Source organism: Methanobrevibacter sp. (genome assembly GCF_017431965.1).
Classification (GTDB): Archaea; Methanobacteriota; Methanobacteria; order Methanobacteriales; family Methanobacteriaceae; genus Methanocatella.
The window spans coordinates 1-18,089 of sequence record NZ_JAFRKB010000011.1 but is presented as its reverse complement, the minus strand read 5'-3'; the positions used below and the strand labels follow the sequence as shown (position 1 = coordinate 18,089).

At 34.2% G+C, this 18,089-nt stretch carries 22 protein-coding genes and 2 tRNA genes; 11 read left to right on the top strand and 13 right to left on the bottom strand.

Going from position 1 to position 18,089, the window contains the following annotated elements; all coding sequences use genetic code 11:
* Positions 1 to 168, bottom strand: a complete 168-nt coding sequence (locus tag IJI93_RS01285; RefSeq protein WP_292818757.1) for a 4Fe-4S dicluster domain-containing protein — start codon at positions 166 to 168, stop codon at positions 1 to 3.
* Positions 169 to 322: 154 nt separating this feature from the next.
* On the opposite strand from IJI93_RS01285, the gene IJI93_RS01280 reads away from it, so the two are divergent.
* The 4 genes from IJI93_RS01280 (at position 323) to IJI93_RS01265 (ending at position 2,405) form a co-directional block, all read left to right on the top strand.
* Positions 323 to 405: transfer RNA gene (locus IJI93_RS01280), tRNA-Leu, on the top strand.
* A 39-nt stretch (positions 406 to 444) separates the two neighbouring features.
* Positions 445 to 517 (top strand) — tRNA-Thr (locus IJI93_RS01275).
* Between the two features lie 114 nt (positions 518 to 631).
* Positions 632 to 1,516, top strand: a complete 885-nt coding sequence (locus IJI93_RS01270; protein ID WP_292818755.1) for a hypothetical protein — start codon at positions 632 to 634, stop codon at positions 1,514 to 1,516.
* Between the two features lie 4 nt (positions 1,517 to 1,520).
* Positions 1,521 to 2,405 carry a PhoU domain-containing protein gene (locus IJI93_RS01265; RefSeq protein WP_292818752.1) on the top strand — a complete coding sequence of 295 codons (885 nt, stop codon included), beginning with the start codon at positions 1,521 to 1,523 and terminating at the stop codon, positions 2,403 to 2,405.
* 41 nt (positions 2,406 to 2,446) lie between these two features.
* Here the strand turns inward: IJI93_RS01265 and IJI93_RS01260 are convergent, their stop codons facing one another.
* From IJI93_RS01260 to IJI93_RS01230, 7 genes are all read right to left on the bottom strand, one after another.
* Complete coding sequence (locus IJI93_RS01260; protein WP_292818749.1) at positions 2,447 to 3,289, bottom strand: fumarate hydratase; 843 nt, start codon at positions 3,287 to 3,289, stop codon at positions 2,447 to 2,449.
* A gap of 70 nt (positions 3,290 to 3,359) precedes the next feature.
* Positions 3,360 to 3,602, bottom strand: coding sequence for a 4Fe-4S binding protein (locus tag IJI93_RS01255; protein WP_292818746.1), 243 nt, complete (start codon positions 3,600 to 3,602; stop codon positions 3,360 to 3,362).
* 9 nt (positions 3,603 to 3,611) lie between these two features.
* Positions 3,612 to 4,112, bottom strand: a complete 501-nt coding sequence (locus IJI93_RS01250) for a 4Fe-4S dicluster domain-containing protein (RefSeq protein WP_292818743.1) — start codon at positions 4,110 to 4,112, stop codon at positions 3,612 to 3,614.
* Between the two features lie 10 nt (positions 4,113 to 4,122).
* Positions 4,123 to 4,992 carry a pyruvate synthase subunit PorB gene (gene porB, locus IJI93_RS01245; protein WP_292818740.1) on the bottom strand — a complete coding sequence of 290 codons (870 nt, stop codon included), beginning with the start codon at positions 4,990 to 4,992 and terminating at the stop codon, positions 4,123 to 4,125.
* A 2-nt stretch (positions 4,993 to 4,994) separates the two neighbouring features.
* On the bottom strand, positions 4,995 to 6,140 hold the full coding sequence (gene porA / locus IJI93_RS01240; RefSeq protein ID WP_292818737.1) for a pyruvate synthase subunit PorA: 1,146 nt from the start codon (positions 6,138 to 6,140) through the stop codon (positions 4,995 to 4,997).
* A gap of 13 nt (positions 6,141 to 6,153) precedes the next feature.
* Positions 6,154 to 6,396 (bottom strand): pyruvate synthase subunit PorD, encoded by a 243-nt coding sequence (gene porD, locus IJI93_RS01235; RefSeq protein ID WP_292818734.1) that lies wholly within the window; start codon positions 6,394 to 6,396, stop codon positions 6,154 to 6,156.
* Positions 6,397 to 6,407: 11 nt separating this feature from the next.
* Positions 6,408 to 6,929, bottom strand: a complete 522-nt coding sequence (locus tag IJI93_RS01230; RefSeq protein ID WP_292818731.1) for a pyruvate ferredoxin oxidoreductase subunit gamma — start codon at positions 6,927 to 6,929, stop codon at positions 6,408 to 6,410.
* A 275-nt stretch (positions 6,930 to 7,204) separates the two neighbouring features.
* Here IJI93_RS01230 and IJI93_RS01225 point away from each other — a divergent pair, with 275 nt between their 5' ends.
* Positions 7,205 to 8,809, top strand: coding sequence for a dihydropteroate synthase-like protein (locus IJI93_RS01225; protein ID WP_292818728.1), 1,605 nt, complete (start codon positions 7,205 to 7,207; stop codon positions 8,807 to 8,809).
* An 18-nt stretch (positions 8,810 to 8,827) separates the two neighbouring features.
* On the opposite strand, the gene IJI93_RS01220 is transcribed toward IJI93_RS01225, so the two are convergent.
* Positions 8,828 to 9,202, bottom strand: coding sequence for a hypothetical protein (locus IJI93_RS01220; RefSeq protein ID WP_292818724.1), 375 nt, complete (start codon positions 9,200 to 9,202; stop codon positions 8,828 to 8,830).
* 129 nt (positions 9,203 to 9,331) lie between these two features.
* Between IJI93_RS01220 and IJI93_RS01215 the strand changes: the two genes are divergently transcribed.
* The 6 genes from IJI93_RS01215 to IJI93_RS01190 are packed head-to-tail and all read left to right on the top strand — an operon-like array spanning position 9,332 to position 14,087.
* Positions 9,332 to 10,186: a MoxR family ATPase gene (locus IJI93_RS01215; RefSeq protein ID WP_292818721.1), complete on the top strand. Its 855-nt coding sequence runs from the start codon at positions 9,332 to 9,334 to the stop codon at positions 10,184 to 10,186.
* A gap of 1 nt (position 10,187) precedes the next feature.
* On the top strand, positions 10,188 to 11,342 hold the full coding sequence (locus IJI93_RS01210; protein ID WP_292818719.1) for a VWA domain-containing protein: 1,155 nt from the start codon (positions 10,188 to 10,190) through the stop codon (positions 11,340 to 11,342).
* Between the two features lie 10 nt (positions 11,343 to 11,352).
* Positions 11,353 to 12,273 (top strand): TIGR00269 family protein, encoded by a 921-nt coding sequence (locus IJI93_RS01205; RefSeq protein WP_292818716.1) that lies wholly within the window; start codon positions 11,353 to 11,355, stop codon positions 12,271 to 12,273.
* Positions 12,274 to 12,477: a MoaD/ThiS family protein gene (locus IJI93_RS01200; protein ID WP_292818713.1), complete on the top strand. Its 204-nt coding sequence runs from the start codon at positions 12,274 to 12,276 to the stop codon at positions 12,475 to 12,477.
* Positions 12,478 to 12,479: 2 nt separating this feature from the next.
* Positions 12,480 to 13,340, top strand: coding sequence for a DUF89 domain-containing protein (locus tag IJI93_RS01195; RefSeq protein WP_292818710.1), 861 nt, complete (start codon positions 12,480 to 12,482; stop codon positions 13,338 to 13,340).
* Between the two features lie 9 nt (positions 13,341 to 13,349).
* Positions 13,350 to 14,087: an NAD(P)-binding domain-containing protein gene (locus IJI93_RS01190; RefSeq protein WP_292818708.1), complete on the top strand. Its 738-nt coding sequence runs from the start codon at positions 13,350 to 13,352 to the stop codon at positions 14,085 to 14,087.
* Here IJI93_RS01190 and IJI93_RS01185 read toward each other — a convergent pair.
* The 4 genes from IJI93_RS01185 to mer form a co-directional block, all read right to left on the bottom strand.
* Positions 14,074 to 15,345 (bottom strand): cytidyltransferase, encoded by a 1,272-nt coding sequence (locus IJI93_RS01185; RefSeq protein ID WP_292818706.1) that lies wholly within the window; start codon positions 15,343 to 15,345, stop codon positions 14,074 to 14,076. The genes IJI93_RS01190 and IJI93_RS01185 overlap by 14 nt on opposite strands.
* Positions 15,346 to 15,371: 26 nt before the next feature.
* Positions 15,372 to 15,854: a DUF308 domain-containing protein gene (locus IJI93_RS01180; RefSeq protein WP_292818703.1), complete on the bottom strand. Its 483-nt coding sequence runs from the start codon at positions 15,852 to 15,854 to the stop codon at positions 15,372 to 15,374.
* 37 nt (positions 15,855 to 15,891) lie between these two features.
* A complete protein-coding gene (locus tag IJI93_RS01175; RefSeq protein ID WP_292818700.1) occupies positions 15,892 to 16,974 on the bottom strand; it encodes an archaeosine biosynthesis radical SAM protein RaSEA in 1,083 nt (360 codons plus the stop codon).
* A gap of 138 nt (positions 16,975 to 17,112) precedes the next feature.
* Positions 17,113 to 18,075, bottom strand: a complete 963-nt coding sequence (mer, locus tag IJI93_RS01170; RefSeq protein WP_292818697.1) for a 5,10-methylenetetrahydromethanopterin reductase — start codon at positions 18,073 to 18,075, stop codon at positions 17,113 to 17,115.
* Positions 18,076 to 18,089 lie beyond the last annotated feature (14 nt).

The window sequence follows — 18,089 nt, the reverse complement described above, 5'->3', positions numbered from 1 at the left end:
TTAATCTTCGTAAATGGCTCCCACTGGGCAAACGTCAACACATTCACCACAGTTATCACATTTTGTATTGTCGATAACTACGGTATAAGCTTTTTTTGAGATAGCTTCTTCCATACAAACATCGATACAATCTTCACAAATTCCGCATTCTTCCATATCAATCTGCAATTATTACACCATTTTAAGTTGATTTAAAAAGTTTATTATATTTAATATTTAAATATCTTAATATTTATATAATTTGTTAATAATAGCTAAATTCTGATTTTTTTATTAGTATAGTAAGATTTATATACTATGTTGCCAAATATCAATATTGTATGCAAGGGTGCCCGAGCGGCCAAAGGGGAAGGACTTAAGATCCTTTGGCATAGGCCTTCGAGGGTTCGAATCCCTTCCCTTGCACTATTTTATGATTTTTAACCTATTTTAATTCTTGATTATGCCTTAGTGGCTCAGGTGGTAGAGCGCCACCTTGGTAAGGTGGAAGTCGGGGGTTCGAATCCCCCCTAAGGCTCTGACTATTTTTCTTAAATTTCTTAACTTTTTTTTAACTATTAGTTTAAATACTTTGAAAAATATAATTAGTAAAGATTATTTGTTTATCATGGTTTAATTTAGAGGGAGAAATATGAATTATAAAAAGATTATATTGGTTGGATTCATATCTGCATTCGTTGCTATTCTAACATCAGTTTTAGGTGTTGCAGGTACAGTCATCGGTTCAGTTATTTCATCTGTTCTATATAATACTCTTTCAGAAGCTTTAGAAAAACCTGTAACTAATGCATCATTTAAGAAAAGTAATTTTGAATGGGATATTGCATACGTTTTCCCTCTAATAGTAATAGCTATTATTCAATTAATGCTTATTTTGGCACTATTGGCCGAACAGGGGATATTGCCTGCCAATTTTTTAAATTTATATCTTTTACTTCAACAATTGGTGAATAATAATTTATATAGAATTTTAGGATTGGCATTGCTTGTTATAAGTGTATATCCTTTTGTTTTAAAGCCAGAAAATGTTAATAAAATTCAAGGTGGGATTATTGCACTTGTTGGATTAATATTTTTAGCTAGGGGGTTAGTTGATTTGGGAAATTCCGTCACAGACATATATGATGGTGCATTCATACATTTTGATTTGGAAATAGCGATTTTTGCATTAGTTTTACTTGCTATTGTAATCGTTAGAATTCTATTATCTGCTAAACGGTCAAATGATGAGTCTAAAAAATATGAAAAAACTTTCAATCATAAGGTCTATTATCAAAAACCTGATGGAACTGGCGATGCTAAACGAAATTCTAGGTATGTTAAAAATAGCAAATCCAAAAGAGCTGTCAAATCCAATGGAAAAAATATGAAAAATCGTCCTCAACAATCTTCTTATAAGTTTAAATCCAATATTGATGATGTTTCTAATACACAAAAGACTATAATTAACGAATCTAGTGAAAACATACAATTCGAATCTAATGATATACTTGAGGAATACAAAAAAATAAGATGATACAATGAGTAAAAAAGATAAAACACTAAAAGACATTTTAGATTTTATTTTGTATGAAAATCCTTCCACTCAGGATGAAATTGCTGAAAAATTAGGGATTACTCGTAGATATGTTACACAATTGTTGCAACCTCTTATTAAAGATGGTACTGTTAAAAGAGCTTATATGATTGATTTAAAGAGTTATGAAAGAATTACTCTCTCTTTAAGCGACTATGAAATTCCGGGGGACACTTCTGGAGATATTTTGCTTAATGAAGCGTTAATTAATATGGCGGGTCATGTTCACTCACAACTTGAAGAATCATTTAATGCAGTTTTGGAATTCGATGAAGAAAAGGCGAAACGTGCTTTGGAAATGGACTATGCCACTAATAATATGGTCGAAAAGATTAGAACATCTGTTGAAACAATAGTTAGCATTAACAAACATTCCGAATTTTCAAAATCAATGCTTTATAATGAAGTTGCCTATGACCTGGAAAGAATTGGTGATTATTGCGGCCATATTGCAAAATTTGTAATTAATGATGTTTATGAAATTGATGAGAACATCCTTAAAAAATTAAAAAAGATGTACAAGACTACTCAAAAAATGATTCGTTTATCTATGAAATCATTTATAGAGGGTAAAACTGAGTTAAAGAATGATCTAATGGAGTTAGAGGATTCAATTCACATTCTTCAAGCGAAGGCCATTAATTTAATCGCAACTCAAATGGCTGAAAATTCTTTTGATGAAAAGGAACGTTCTAATTATTTTATTTATCTGTTTAGAGTTATTAAGGCGTTTGAAAGAATGGGAGATATTTCTGTTGAAATTATGGATGTTTCTATAGAATTTCATGATAATATTCCAAGGCCAACCACTCCACGTGCCTTCAGATGATTTTTTGCAAATAAATAAAGAAAAAATTGATTCAAATCAATCTAATTGTCGTAGATTCTTGTTGTAGCATGCCTGTCTGCCCAACATTGGACACAGACTCCTATTGGAAGGCCTGCAGTATGTGTATGTGCTTTTAATATTTTCACATCTAATGCGGTGGTTTTTCCACCCAGTCCCATTGGTCCAATTCCCGATTTATTGATTTCAGTTAAGATTTCCTCTTCCAATTTTGCTAGTTCTGGATTAGGATTTCTCTCACCAACTTTTCCAAGCAATGCCTTTTTACCTAATTTCAAGCATAAATCTGATGTTCCACCAATTCCAACACCTATAACTGTTGGAGGACAAGGTTTACCTTTGGCATTTAATACTGATTCAACGACAAATTCTTTTATGCCTTCAATTCCTTCAGCAGGAAGGGCCATTTTCAATGTATTATTGTTTTCTGAACCGAATCCTTTAGGCAAAATTGTAATTTCCAGATAATCCTCATCAATTAGTTCAATATCAATTGGAGGAATATAATCTCCAACGTTAATGTTTGTATTTTCACGTGTCAGCGGATCAACTATATTTGGCCTGATTGGAATATCTGTAGTTGCTTTTTTTATTCCCTCTTCAATTCCTTCACGCAGATTTTCAACTTCAACATTGCCTAATTTAACAAAAACCACTGGAAGACCTGTATCTTGACACATAGGAATTCCCTTTTCTTCTGCAAGTTCAATATTTTTTAAGATAGCTTCAATATTTAACCTTGCAAGTTCATGTTCTTCAATTTTAAGCGCATCTTCAAGTGATTTTTTTACATCTTCTCCTAATTCGATAACTGCCTTTTTGTATAATTCATAAACAGCATCTCTAATAACATCTTTAGTAATCAAAATAAAAACCTTTATAAAAGTTAATTAATGTTATTTTTGATTTAAAGAGATATAAATTTTTTTAAAAAAGTTAGTATATTTTTATTATCCCTATGGGGCAGACTTCTTCACAGTCTAGGCATTTATTGCATTTTTCACTATTTAATGTAATGGCTCCGCCTAAAACTTCAAAGGCATCTTGCTTACAAATTGATAAACATGGCGCATCTGATGGTTGGCAATGCATACAAAATAAAATAGGAGTGTCAACATTTGGTGTTTGTTGACAACTTCCGCAGGTTGTACATTCAGTACAATTTCCTGATTTAAACATAATTCTTTATTATTCATCTAAAACAAGTCTTGCTCTAGCTTGACTTGTGATTACATGGACAAAGCCACCTTTACCGCTATCCGGCTCATATAATCCTGCCATTTTGGCCAAATATTTTTCTTGATTTTTAGCTCTGATTTTTTCAGGATCAGCAACAGTAATAGCTCTTTTGGTACATGCTTTGATACATGCAGGTCCTTCTTCTCTGTCAGCACAGAGGTCACATTTTTCAGCAACTTTTGATTGGAAAGTCATTGCACCAAATGGACAAACCATTACACATAATCCGCAACCAATACATTTTTCAGCATCTACTTTTTCATCAGTAATTGCTTCAGTTGGGCAGATTTTTATACATGGTGCACTTTCACAATGTTGACAAACGATGGAATAAAAGGAAGAATCATATTCTATAATTTTTATTCTACTAGCATTATGGATTGATGCACACATATTTGAACAATTCAGGCATCCGTCACATAAATTGCTATTAACAACAATACTTTCCATTGTCTTCCTCCTATAAACCTAGTTCTTTACACTCTGCATCGACATATTTTTGGATTTTTTCAATGTGTTCTTCATCTAAGTGTTTGAATCTTTTTTGTGGGGCCAAGTATTCTTTTACAGGTTTTCTTTCTTCTGGCCTGTAGGTAATTTCAAACTTACCATCAACAATTTCATATAAAATCCATGATCCAGTTTCAACAGCCAATCTACCCATTTCAATAGTTTTTTCTGATGGGTATCCCCAACCGGTGGTACATGGTTGTTGTAAGTGGATATATGCAGGACCTTTGGTTTCTGCAGCTTTTTTAACTTTGTTAACATAATCTTCAGGATATGCGATTGATGCTGTAGCCACATAAGGTATTCCGTGTGCTGCCATAATCATTGGCATGTTTTTCTTAGGTTTGTCTTCTCCGAAACTTGCGCTTCCTTTTGGGGAAGTTGTGGTACTTGCACCGTATGGTGTAGCCCCACTTCTTTGAATACCTGTGTTCATGTATGCTTCATTGTCGTAACAGATATAAAGCATGTTGTGTCCTCTTTCCATAGCTCCAGATAAGGATTGCAAACCGATGTCTACAGTTCCTCCGTCACCACCGAAAGCTACTACATTTACATCATCTTTTCCTTGAATTCTTAATGCACTTTCCACACCGGATGCTACAGCTCCTGAGTTTTCAAAAGCAACGTGTATAAATGGAACTTCCCATGAAGATTCAGGGTATGGTGTGGTCATAACTTCAAGACAACCTGTAGCAGAAATAGCTACAGTGTTTTCGCCTAAAGCATTAAGAGCTAATTTTACACCAATTGATGCTCCACAACCAGCACAGCCTCTGTGTCCTGGTGCTAATAAATCTTTATCAGGTATATCTACCATATCTATTCCTCCTTAAGTCCAAGCCATGTGACATCTTGTTCTGGCGCTTTAATTTTTTCATATGCTTCCATGATTGTCTCTGGGGTAATGTCTCTTCCACCGAGACCTGCAATAAATCCATATATTTCTTTATCGATTTTAACTTTCATATCAGCATATAACGCTCCACCAATTCCAAATGAGAAGTTTTTATCAATAACAGCTATTTTATCACAATTTGCTACTGCTTTTTTAATTGCTTCAACAGGGAATGGTCTGTATGCTCTAATTTTAAGTAAACCTACTTTTTCACCTTTTTCTCTTAATTGGTTTACCATTACTCTAAGTGTACTGCAAAGTGATCCCATTGCGACAAAGATAATTTCGGCATCTTCTGTTTTATATTCTTCGACAAGTCCATATTCTCTTCCGAAAATTTCTGCAAATTCATCGCAAGTTTTTCGGATTACTTCAAGTGAGTTGGTCATTGCAACTTCCATATCGTGCCTTGCTTCAGTATAATAATTAGGGTCAGCAAAGTTACCAATGGACATTGGTTCTTTTGGATCAAGGAAAGCATGTTCTGGAACATATGGAGGTAAGAACTTATCTACGCTTTCTTGGTCTGGAATTTCAACAGGTTCTACTGTGTGTGTTAAAATAAATCCATCTAAACATACCATTGATGGAAGCAATATGCTAGGATTTTCTGAAACTTTATATGCCATTAAAGTAGTGTCTAATGCTTCTTGTGCATTTTCAACATAAATTTGCAACCATCCTGCATCTCTTTGAGCAATTGAATCTTGTTGGTCATTCCAAATATTCAATGGTGCAGAAATTGCTCTGTTTGCATCTGCTAATACAATAGGCACTCTCATACCTGCTGCAGCATATAAAATCTCGTGCATTAACATTAATCCTTGTGAGGATGTTGCTGTAAATACTCTTACTCCAGCACCACTAGCTCCGACAGCAGCACTTATTGCACTGTGTTCGGATTCCACTTTAACATATTTAGCATCAATTTTTTCATCAGCAACATATTGTGCTAAGTATTCTGAAATTGTAGTTTGAGGAGTAATTGGATAAACAGGAATAACTTGTGGTTTAGCTAATCTAACAGCCTCTGCGACTGCTTTATTTGAGGTCATTACTTCTTTTACCATTTCATCACTCTCTTTATTCTTTTACCATTTCGATTGCATCGGAAGGACATTCGTTTGCACAAATTCCGCATCCTTTACAGTAATCGTAATCAATATCATGTTGTTTGTTTACACTGCCGTCTGGACAGAAGAGAATGCAATTATCGCAATCAATACATTTTTCTTTATCTAGGATTGGTTTAAATGTTCTCCAACTTCCAGTTTTATTATTTCTACTATTACCGGGGTTTTTAATTACACATCCTATACTTACCATAAAAATCACCCTTATCCCATTTCATAAGCTTTTTTAGTAGCTTCTACATTCAGCTCTCCAACTTTTCCAGGGAATGTTTCTTTAATCACTTCAAGAAGTGAATCAATACTTACTGCTTGGGTTTTCTTAGCAAAATACCCTAAAATAATAGTATTTACAATATTGCGCCCTAACATGTCTAATGCAATTCCAGTTGCATCAATACTGTATACTTCATGTTCTCCACTGCCTTCAAAACTTTCAGTGTTAATTGTTACTGCAGTATTGTCTTTAATTCCTGAAAATACATCCACTACATTTAATAATCCATCATCTAAAACTAACACGTAGTCCGGATTATATACTTGATATCTCAAATCAATTGGCTTATCATCAATTCTTGTGAAAGCCATAACTGGAGCTCCTCTACGTTCAACTCCAAAGAATGGAAAAGCTTGGGAATATTTACCGTCTTTAAATGCTGCTTTTGCAAGAATTTCAGCAGCAGTTACAGCACCTTGTCCGCCTCTTCCATGAAAACGAATTTCAATCATTAATTTTTCCTCCATATATTTATCATGTATAATCATTATAAATTCCAAAATATATAAATTTTATGTAATTTTATTAAAAATGTTTAATTTTATTTGAATAGATTATTAGTTTATTGTTTATTTTTTTATTAAATCTGATTATATCTTTCCCATACTTTGTAAAAATTTCTATAATTTTTTTAACATATTTTATTATTGTTGGATAAAGTAATTTTCAAAGAGTTTATTATAACTAATATAATAATATATTAATTAGTAAATGTTGAGGGGTTATCATGAAAGTTTTAATAATTACTGGCGAGTTGGCATATCCATTAATTAAAGAAGTTGTTTCAGATTCTAATAAAGATATTATTGTTCATATCGCCGGTAATACTCAAGTTGCAGCATTTTTAACTCCAAGACTAATAATTAAAGAAGTTAAAACTCATTTTTCAGACCAGTTAGATGAAATTGACATGATTTTAGTTCCAGGATTAATTAAAAAAGGAACAAGAGAAATTACAAAAGAACTGGGCATACCTACATTTAAGGGATCTACTGATGGTGCGGATTTGGCAATGGTTTTGAATCTTTTGGAAAATATCACATTATCTGAAGATAAGCCTGCTGATAAATTAATTGAAGAAGAAAAAAGGAAAGAAGCATTCAAATTCATTGAAGAATTTGAAAGCGATGAGAAAAATATCAAAAAACTTCTTGAAAAGCCAAATAATATTATGATTGGCAAACTCCCGGTCGGTGAAGATTTTCCAATGAGGGTATTGTCTGAGATAGCCAATGCTCCATTTTTATCAAAAGAGGCGCTAATTAACAAATGCCAGTATTTTGTTGATTCCGGTGCGGATATGATTGATATTGGAATGGCCGCTGGTGAAGATTTTTCAGATAAGATACCTGAATTAATCGAAACTTTAAGGCCAATTGTTGGTGATAGGCCGTTAAGTATAGATACATTAAATCCTAAAGAGATTCAAGTTGCGGCTGAAAATGGAATAGACTTTGTATTGAGTCTGGATTTAGGCAATAATTCTGAAGTTCAGGAAATCTTGAAGGAAAAGGATATTCCTGCAGTATTGCTTCCAACTAATTTTTCACAAGGCATTTCACCGAAAACTCCTCTTGAGCGAGTGGAGTCCATGCATCAATTAATTAAAGATACTGAAGGATTGAGATATGTTGCGGATTTAATTTTGGATCCTGTAAACAGTTCAAGCATTGTCGAGTCTATTATAGCATGCCATGAATTCCACAAAACCAATAAAGCACCGATGTTTTTTGGAGTTGGAAATGTAACAGAACTGATGGATGCCGATTCCGGTGGTGTCAATGTACTTCTTGCGGGAATAGGTATGGAATTGGGAGTGAGCATATTGTTCACACCTGAAGAAAGTGGAAAAACTAGAGGCAGTGTCTATGAATTAGCTACTGCATCTAAAATGATGTTTCTTGCTAAACATAGAAAATCCATTCCAAAAGATTTGGGAATAAATATGGTTGTCTTTAAGGATAAGCATAAACGTAATGACATTATTTTAAATGAACGTGATGGAATTCCGGAAGTAAGACAATCCAAACCATTAAGATTTGTTAGGGATAAGGCAGGTAGCTTCAAAATAAGTGTAGATTATGGAACAACAGTTAAGGAAAGTCAAATTATTGCAACTCATTTTAAAAAGAACAAGGCAGACCTGGTAATTGTTGGAAATTCTGCTAAGGAAATCTATGAAGAAATAATTGAAAAGGAACTAGTTACTAGAATGGAACATGCCGCTTATTTAGGTTCTGAACTTCAAAAAGCAGAAATAGCAATGATTACAGGAAAAGAATATGTTCAGGATTTTGAATTATTCAAAAATCCTGATGAGTTTAAAAATTAGTTTTTTTCAAGAAGCGAATTAACCGCTACTTGTTGGTTGCTCGCCTCCTCCATCGGGAGTAACGTCACCTCCACCGTCTCCACCTTCATCAGGGGATGGTGTTGGATCCACAGGAGTATCACTACTACCACCGCTATCTGGAGTATAACTGCTTCCGCCGGAGCTTTGAGAACTTCCACTGCTTGAACTTGATGAGGAGGATGTTGCAGTATTGCTTTGAGTTGAAGATGATGAAACGTTTGTAGTGTTTTCCACTGTTTTATTTGGTGTAAAGTTACTCATCTTGCTTTCACCTTCAAATTTAATTCCATTGCCTGTGACATATACTGCTACACATGCTGTAATAATAACAAGTATGGCTAGTGCAATTATGATGGCATTTTCTCTTTCCATATTTAACCTCCAATTTTTAACCTAATATAATATATGATGTATTTGTTTAATAAAGATTATACTTACATAAAGTTTATATTAATTCATAATTAAATTTTATTTATAATTAAATTATATGAAGGTTTCATTGTGGAAGTTGAAAATATTACAATTAAGGATATTGATAAAAGTCTGTTAAGTGCAGAATATGTTCCCAATACTGAGATTTCAACAACATTATACTTGTCCTTGCTTTTAGGTAAACCTATGCTTATTGAAGGGCCTCCGGGTGTTGGAAAAACAGAATTGGCTAAAGTAGTTGCAAGGACTTTTGAAAGGGACTTTTTCAGGATTCAATGTTATGAAGGAATTACCTTTGAACAGATTGTTGGTGAATGGAATTATCAAAAACAATTGCTGCATTTAGAAGCAGCCAAAAATGAGTTGAATAGTGAAGAAAAGATTTTTGATGAGGAATATTTTATCAGAAGACCATTACTCAATGCATTCTTAAATGAAAATGATTCCGTATTGCTAATTGATGAAATTGATAAGGCCGATGAGGAAGTAGAAAGCTTTTTGCTTCAGGCATTAGGGGAACAGGAAATAACAATAAATGATTTAGGCACATTTCAACTTAAAAATGATTTAATTGTAGTATTGACATCCAATTCCCAGAGATCCCTGCTTGATGAGACAAAGGATCGATGTTTATTTTTATATATTCCATATCCTACAGTCGAAAGAGAAATCGAAATTGTCAAATCAAAGATACCCGAAGCAGATGATGAAACTGTTTCAACTGTTGTTAAACTGGTCCATAGTATACGTAATCTTAACTTGATGAAAAAACCTTCAGTAAGAGGAACTGTTGACTGGGTTAGGTCAGTTTCAAATTTGGGAACTAAAGATTTGGATAAATCTTTAAAAGACAGTATTGGTGTGGCTATCAAAACAGAAAGTGACAAAAAAAGGGTCATTAAAGATGTTTTAGATAAAAGATAAAATGATTAATAAAATTGCAACTTTATCAGCTCAACTCAGAAAGAGCGGTCTTCCGGTTAGTATTAGGAGTACTCAATCCGCTACCCGGGTTTATATGGATTTTGGCGAAGAGGACAGGCAACTTTTAAAGACAGCTCTCATGGCCATTTATGTTAAAGACAGATATGACATTCCTAAATTCAATAAGATTTTCGAAGAGGTTTTCAAAAAGGAAGTTGAAAAAGAAGTAAAAAATGTAGACCAACGCGGAACCGCATATAGAGGTAAAGGACCTAAATCTAATAAATACGTAATCAAAAAGAATAATAATGCATACGGTAAAATTCAAAAGGAAAAGATTAACAATGAAAAATTGAAAATGTTATCTGGCCAACCTCTTTTGGATGAAGTTAAGCAACTCGAGAGAGATGGGGAGCTGATGAACAAAGATTTAACAAAACTTAACAGATTCGACCCTAGAATGCTTGAAATTTGCCAAAGATTGGGTAAAAGAATTGCAAATAAACGTTCAAGGCGAAAAGTCAAAACAAATTCTAATAAAATTGACATGAGAAGAACAATAAGAGCTAATCTAAAATATGGGGGAGTTCCATTTGAACTGGTTAAAGCAAAGCCGAGACCTCATAAAAACGAACATTTATTCTTGAATGATATAAGCGGATCATGTGAATGGATTAGCAGTTGGTTTTTCATGTTAATGTTTTCAGCCCAGATTGCCTTTAAAAAATCAAGAACCTTTGAATTTGACAATAAGGTCATTGAAACTACTAAGGCATTAAATGAAGAGTATCTGATTGACTCTTTTATAAAAGTTAAAGATTTAAGGGTAAAAAACATGATGGTTCATGGAACTTCTGACATGTATTCAGCCTTCACAAAATTTCAAGACATGGCCAATATTAACAATAAATCTTATATAATCATTTTATCCGATTGTAGGGATTGGGCAGGTCCTAAGGTAAATGGAATTCCTGCTAGTGTGGGAGTGGTTGAAGAAATGGTAAGGGACTGCAAAAAGCTTGTAATATTAAATCCTGAAGATAGGAATAAATGGGATGTTGTAGATAGTTGCGTATCATTGTATGAAGATGCCGGAGCCCATGTATTTGAAGTGAACACCCTAAACCAATTGGCTCACTTTGTAGAGCAGATGTAGGTAGTATAATATGAAATGTAGTAAATGCAGTAATCCGAAAGTAATAATTAAAAGACAGCAATCAGGTCAGATGCTGTGTAAAGACTGTTTCATAGAATCAATTGAAAAAAAGGTTATCAAAACAGTTAGAAAAGAAAAATTGCTGGATAAAGGAGATAAGGTTCTGGTTGCTCTTTCAGGTGGAAAAGATAGTGTTACCACTTTGGAAATTTTAAACAGTTTTCGCGAAATGAATATCATTGATTTATGTGCCGTCACTGTTGATGAAGGCATTGACAATTATCGCCAAGAGGGTGTTGACATTGCCATAAGGCATGCTCAGAGATTAGGCATCGAACATAAGGTAGTATCTCTAAAAGAGGAATATGGAATAACTTTAGATGAGATAATGCAGAAGGAAAATCATAAGGGGTCTTGTACTTATTGCGGCGTATTTAGAAGAACAATCATTAACAAGGCAGCACGTGAGATGGGGGCCACTAAAATAGCAACTGGACACAATTTAGATGATGAAGTTCAAGCAATAATGATGAATTATCTTGAGGGAAATACCGATAATCTGACTAAGTTAGGTGCAAAAACTGAATCCCAGGCTGAAGAATTTACAGTCAAAATCAAGCCTCTTCGTGAAATTCCGGAACGTGAAATAGGAGTGTATGTTGTTGCAAAGGAATTGGAGGTCCACTTTGACAGCTGTCCTTATGCAATGCAATCCTTTAGAGGGGAAGTTTCAGAGGTCATCAACCAACTTGCACAAAAGCATCCGACAATCAAATATTCTACCTTAAGGGGTTATGATAAAATTAAAGGGATATTAAAAGAAGAACTTAAAAAGGATTATTCTCATGGCAGATGTGAAAAATGCGGGGAACCCTCAGCAAATAGATTATGCAAGGCATGTTCCTTTTTAGAAGAGTTAGGTTGTGATTGAATGTCATTTATTTTAAAATATAAAGATACACATGAAGAAAAAGAAATACCTAAAGAAAATTACACTATTCAAGATTTATTAGATGAATTGGAATTATCAGCTCAAACCATGGTGTCCAAACAGAATGGTGAATTGGTAATTGAGGATACTGTAATCAATGACGGTGATGAAATTCAATTGGTTCAAATTATTTACGGTGGTTAACTTTGAAAATCAGTTATGAATGTGGGCCTTGCTTTTTAAGACAGGCTCGTGAAGCAATGGATTTGGCGTGTGATGATGATTTGCTTAAAATAGAAATCATGAATGATATTTTCAATTTTTTGGCGGACAATTTTTCAAAAGGCACCAATTCCAACAAGACAGGTTCAATAATGCACAATATCATTAAAAGCAAAACAGGTTGTGAAGACCCTTATTATAGGGAAAAGATTCATGGAAACGAAATAGCTTTGAAGTATCTGCCTCGCGTCAAAGAAATTTTAAAGGAAAATGACAGTCTGGAAAATTACGTGAAGATAGCTATTATCGGCAATATTCTTGATTTTGGAGCATTTACCCTTGATGATGATGTTGATTCGATAATCAATGAATCTTTAGGAAATGACCTCGTTGTTAAGGATATTGAAGAGTTTGAAAAATCACTTAAAAAACATGATAAAGTCTTATATATGGTGGATAACACTGGTGAGATTGTTTTTGATAAGTTGTTGATGGCCAAGATTAAGGAATATGGTTTGGATATTACGATTGCGGTTAAATCAGAACCGATTTTAAATGATGCATGCATGGAGGATGCATTGGAAGCGGGGCTTGATGAGTTTGGCGCAATTGTTGAAATCGGTGCCGGAACCGTAGGTTATGTGGACAGTGAGATTTCAGATGAATTTAGAGAGATTTTCAATTCCCATAAATTCATAATTTCAAAGGGTATGGGGAATTATGAGGGATTGACAGAAATAGATTTGTCTTCTAAAGATATTTATTTCTTGTTATGTGCAAAATGCAATACCATTGCTAATGATATTGGTGTCAATTTAAAGGACATGCTTCTTTTTAAAAAGTAAAGTGGTTTTATGATTATAGGTTTGATTGGATTTGGAAAAGTTTCTCAAAATCTGGTAAAATTAATAAAGTCAGATGATATAGAGTTTTTAACTTCTAAAGAGAATAGATCAAAATCCACAATCGAAGCTATTGATGAGCTTAATGTTGGATTGGCATCCACATTCGATGAAGTGGCAAAATTGTCAGATATTCTAATTTCAGCAACATCACCAAAATCTGCCTTGAATATAGCTAGGAAATATGGAAAATTATCAAATGGAATATATTTGGATTTAAACAACATATCTCCTGAAACCACTTTGGAAATTAATAAATGTGCTGATAATTTGGTTGATGGGGCCATAATAGGCAAAATTGATTCAAATAATCCTACGTTATATGTTTCAGGCCAATCCGCTCAGGAATTATTGTTTTTAGGTGAATTTTTAAATATAAAACTAATCAGTGAAAATGTGGGTGATGCGGCAATTTTAAAATTGCTTAGAAGCAGCTATACCAAGACACTTACCGCACTTTTGATTGAAAGTTTTGAAATTGCCAAAAACAATAATCTGGAAAATGAATTTTTTGATGTAATATCCATAACTGAGGGCAGCGATTTTAAGAACAAATCACTTTCAAGAATAAAAAATACATTAAATAATCCAAAAAGAAAGTCAGAAGAACTGCAAGAGATGATTAGCTATTTCAATGATGAAAATCTGGTCATGGTTAAAGCGGCCTTGGAAAAGTTCAGCCAACTGTAACTTTAACTTTAAATCCTTTTTTTGCTTGTTTTATCATTCCTTCAACAGGAATAAAATGAGAATCCATGATGTATCTTAAATAAGTTACTTCCTGCGCAGGCAATCTTAAATTAGTCTTAATCTTTTTTCCTTCGCTTTTAAATTGGACTGAAATTCTGCCGTTTTTATCTACATAAAGGTCTGTGGCAATGCCCTCTTTGGTAATTTTACTTTCAAATTTTGTTAAGTTCAGTCCCGCTTCAATTGTTAGAGGGGCATCACTAACAACTATATTTTCGCTTCTAAATTTCTCATTCGCCTCTTTTGCAGGGAGGGTGCTGTTTGCAACATACCATGCCCTATCGATTACCCTTTGGACTTTTTGGTTGTCAGGTATAACTCCCTCAGATTCATAACTTTTCATCAAATCCATTACTTCTCTTTTAGTAACTTCCTCTTCAATTGTGCTGATTGCAAGACGGGTCATCACTGGTCCGTATTCTGACCTTCTAAAAACAGCCCAAATTGATTCAGGGTCTCTGTACACTCTTCTTTTAATAATCTCATTGATGGTTTTCCCGTTCAGGTAAGCTATTTTTTCAAGATTTCCCCTGGAGTAGGTGTTCATCCTCTTGTAGATTTCATCCCAATTTCTCTTGCCGGGAACATTTCCTAAAGCTATTTCCCGTTCGAGAATCTCACAGGTAGTTTTTGGAACTAATTTGTATACATTTGAAGGAATCACCATTCCGTTATCTATAATAGATTGTCGGATTAGTCTTCCTGAGTATTTTGATTTATCGAGTTCCTCAACTATGTGGAATTTTAGTTTGGAGCCTAAAAATTCATTTAATGCGTACCATCGAATTTCATTTCTGTTGGTGTAATGCTTGGGCATTCCAACGAAATTTCCTTCATCAATGAACTTCTGCGCTTTTGATTTAATCTCATCTAGAGAGATGCTTGCTGAGGTGATGTAGTCAGTAACTCCCTCATCAATCATTTGTTTGAGTCTGATTGGAACACTATATGATAGAACAAGTCTGTGATGAAGTCCTTCGAAGGATTTAACTTCATCAACACCCAATGCCAGAACCATATCTCGGCGGGCTTCAAAATCCACAAAAAAAGGAGCATGATTTGCACTATAGCCTTTGTTGAGATAAACAACGACTTTTTTATCTTCTTTATTTGCGATTTTCTGAGCTTCCTTGATTAATTTTTCATGACCCTTATGCACTGGGTCAAAATCTGCACTGATTCCAATCAATATTAACACCAAAAAAATAAAAATAGAAGGATAGTTTATCTATCCATTAATTTTAATATACCGCTTATTACTAACCATATTCCTATTAATGAACCAAGAATAACTGGATTTGCAAGATAAGTTCCAATGATTATGTATAATACGCCAAGTATAATTCCTGATATTCCAATGTAAAATCCATATCTGCTGCTGCGGTTGTTGATAAGGGAAGCCAGTCCGACGATTATTAACATTATTCCAGCAAAGTACAATGAAATTTCAGTTAAAAATCCAAGAAGTGCTGGATTAAATATTAAACCAATACTTAAGAACAATAACAGTAATCCTAAAATCAAGTCGATTATAGCACCACTTGTATTATAGTCGATTATGGATACCCCTAATACGAGCAGATAAATAGATACTAATAATACAGACAGTCCAATTAATGAACTTACCCCAATTACTCCAAGTACTGGAAATATGATAATTACCATTCCTAAAAGTATAGCTAGTAAACTAATGAATTTACTTTTCATGTTTTCCTCCTATATTAATATAGTATTTTTAATTATTTTAATATAATGGGATATGTTTAATTTCAACAGTTGAATTATTCATATCACAATTTTCTATTTCAGCTAACCATTGACTCTTACATTCGCAGTCATATTCGATTTTGCTTTGAGTTAAATTATTAGCTATTATCATATGTTTCAAATCTTTATTGCATTTTTTACAGTTGTACGGCCCACGTCTTGATCCAAATCCTGATGTATCTAAAAGTGCAGGCAGGTCCAGTTCATCCCTAACAGTATTGATTATTTCAATACATGACCAAATCCATGGTGGCTGATAAGCTCCTTTTCTCCAGAATCTCTCAATGACGGTTCCTCCATGAATGGTAGCGGGACAAAATGAAAGTCTGTTGACTCCTATTGAGTTGCAGTATCTTGCGGTTTCAATCGCTTCGGTTATTGCTTGGGCTTCAGATACTAAGATGGGTTTAACAAAAATATATGCTTTTGACTTTAAATTATAACCTTTGGTTGCGGATAAATTCTGCATCAACTTAACTGCATTTTCAAAGTCTTCACGAGTAAATCCTTTGTTAATCTTTTTAAGGCGAGTATAATCGTTTGAGGTTTCAAGTCCAATGCTCACTTCAAATAATGTGTCGCCAATTATATCAAAGATTTCATCCAGATATTCCTCTTTTACGTATTCAGGTCTTGATTCAACGATTATTTCTGTGACGTTACCTAAACCGACTAAAGTTTTCAAAATTTCATCACGAGCATCTTTTGGAAGCTCATAAGGATTTAGAAAACTTCCTGATGCAAATAGTTTGACAGAGATTTTGTCCTCTTCAGCTATTGGATGCCTTGAGAGGTGGTTGTGAAATATTTTTAGGATAGTTTCTGTATCAATAGGTTCTAATGTGCAATCTGACACATAACTGCACATGGTACATCCGCCGCTGTCGCCAAGTGCCCATGAACACCCTGGTGTTGGCAATATTATGAATAATGTTTTTGAAACGCCGTCATAGGTTAAGTCATCATTATACCAGCTTGCTCCAACCTGTTCTGGAGTTTTTGGATCTTTTCTCTCAAATGCTCTTGCCCTTATTTCTTTTGTAAGATTTTCAATTTCCATTATAATACCTGCAACAATAAATGTAATATTATATTATTATGACTTTTTTATAATTAAAAATTGTGCTGAAAAATTAGTTAGTTAATAAGTTGTGTATAAGGGGATAAAAAAATAAAAAAAGAAAAGAAGTAAGCAAGTTTAGAAACTTGCAATTACGTCTCCTAATAATTTAATGGATTCTTCTACGTTTTTACCAACAGGGGATCCTGCTACGTATTGAGTTACACCCATTTCAGCTAAGCCTTCGATTTTTGGAATGAACTCATCAGGAGTACCACATACTGAGAATGCGTCTAATGCTTCGTCAGTTACAGCACCGATAGCTCCACCGAAGTCACCTTTAGCTAAGAAAGCACCCATTTGTTCGTTGAATCCTTCAGGTAATCCGTGTCTTTCGATAACTGGAGGTGGGGATCCTGCTGCGATAAATGCAACTACAATTTTAGCTGCGTTTTTAGCTGCATCAGAGTCTGCACCAATGGAAGTTGCAGTGTATGCACCTACGTCAAATTCTTTGTCTCCACCAGCTGCTTCGATACCTTTTTTAATCATAGGCATAGCTGCTTCGTAATCTTTAGGGTTTGAAGCGTTAATTAATACACCATCTGCGATTTCTCCAGCGGTTTCTAACATTTTAGGACCTTGAGCACCCATGTAAATAGGGATGTGTTCTTGGACAGCTTTTGCTCCACCTAATGCTGCACCAGCTTCGGTTTTTCCACCAGATAATAAAGTGTTAATGTCAGCGATTGCTGCTTTAATAGTGGATACTGGTTTTTCCCAAGCGATTCCTAAAGCATCGAAAGTTGCTTTGTCACCAGGACCAATACCGAAGGTTGCTCTTCCTTCTGAGATTTCGTCAATGGTTGCGATAGCGGAAGCTGAAATTGCAGGGCTTCTTACGTATGGGTTGGTTACACCAGGACCCATTTTAATGGTTTCAGTAGCGTTTGCAATTAATGCTAAGGTTTCGTATACGTTTTTGTTGTTGTAGTGGTCTGTGATCCATGCGTATTCAAAACCGACGTCTTCTGCTAATTTTACTAATTTTACTAATTCATCTAATGGTATTTGAGGTACGAATTCTATACCGAACTTCATATTTTATCACCAAT

Coding starts and splice junctions, on each gene's coding strand:
- IJI93_RS01270 (WP_292818755.1), top strand. CDS start 632: ATGAATTATAAAAAGATTATATTGGTTGGATTCATATCTGCATTCGTT.
- IJI93_RS01265 (WP_292818752.1), top strand. CDS start 1,521: ATGAGTAAAAAAGATAAAACACTAAAAGACATTTTAGATTTTATTTTG.
- IJI93_RS01255 (WP_292818746.1), bottom strand. CDS start 3,602: ATGTTTAAATCAGGAAATTGTACTGAATGTACAACCTGCGGAAGTTGT.
- IJI93_RS01250 (WP_292818743.1), bottom strand. CDS start 4,112: ATGGAAAGTATTGTTGTTAATAGCAATTTATGTGACGGATGCCTGAAT.
- porB (WP_292818740.1), bottom strand. CDS start 4,992: ATGGTAGATATACCTGATAAAGATTTATTAGCACCAGGACACAGAGGC.
- porA (WP_292818737.1), bottom strand. CDS start 6,140: ATGGTAAAAGAAGTAATGACCTCAAATAAAGCAGTCGCAGAGGCTGTT.
- porD (WP_292818734.1), bottom strand. CDS start 6,396: ATGGTAAGTATAGGATGTGTAATTAAAAACCCCGGTAATAGTAGAAAT.
- IJI93_RS01230 (WP_292818731.1), bottom strand. CDS start 6,929: ATGATTGAAATTCGTTTTCATGGAAGAGGCGGACAAGGTGCTGTAACT.
- IJI93_RS01225 (WP_292818728.1), top strand. CDS start 7,205: ATGAAAGTTTTAATAATTACTGGCGAGTTGGCATATCCATTAATTAAA.
- IJI93_RS01220 (WP_292818724.1), bottom strand. CDS start 9,202: ATGGAAAGAGAAAATGCCATCATAATTGCACTAGCCATACTTGTTATT.
- IJI93_RS01210 (WP_292818719.1), top strand. CDS start 10,188: ATGATTAATAAAATTGCAACTTTATCAGCTCAACTCAGAAAGAGCGGT.
- IJI93_RS01205 (WP_292818716.1), top strand. CDS start 11,353: ATGAAATGTAGTAAATGCAGTAATCCGAAAGTAATAATTAAAAGACAG.
- IJI93_RS01200 (WP_292818713.1), top strand. CDS start 12,274: ATGTCATTTATTTTAAAATATAAAGATACACATGAAGAAAAAGAAATA.
- IJI93_RS01190 (WP_292818708.1), top strand. CDS start 13,350: ATGATTATAGGTTTGATTGGATTTGGAAAAGTTTCTCAAAATCTGGTA.
- IJI93_RS01180 (WP_292818703.1), bottom strand. CDS start 15,854: ATGAAAAGTAAATTCATTAGTTTACTAGCTATACTTTTAGGAATGGTA.
- IJI93_RS01175 (WP_292818700.1), bottom strand. CDS start 16,974: ATGGAAATTGAAAATCTTACAAAAGAAATAAGGGCAAGAGCATTTGAG.
- mer (WP_292818697.1), bottom strand. CDS start 18,075: ATGAAGTTCGGTATAGAATTCGTACCTCAAATACCATTAGATGAATTA.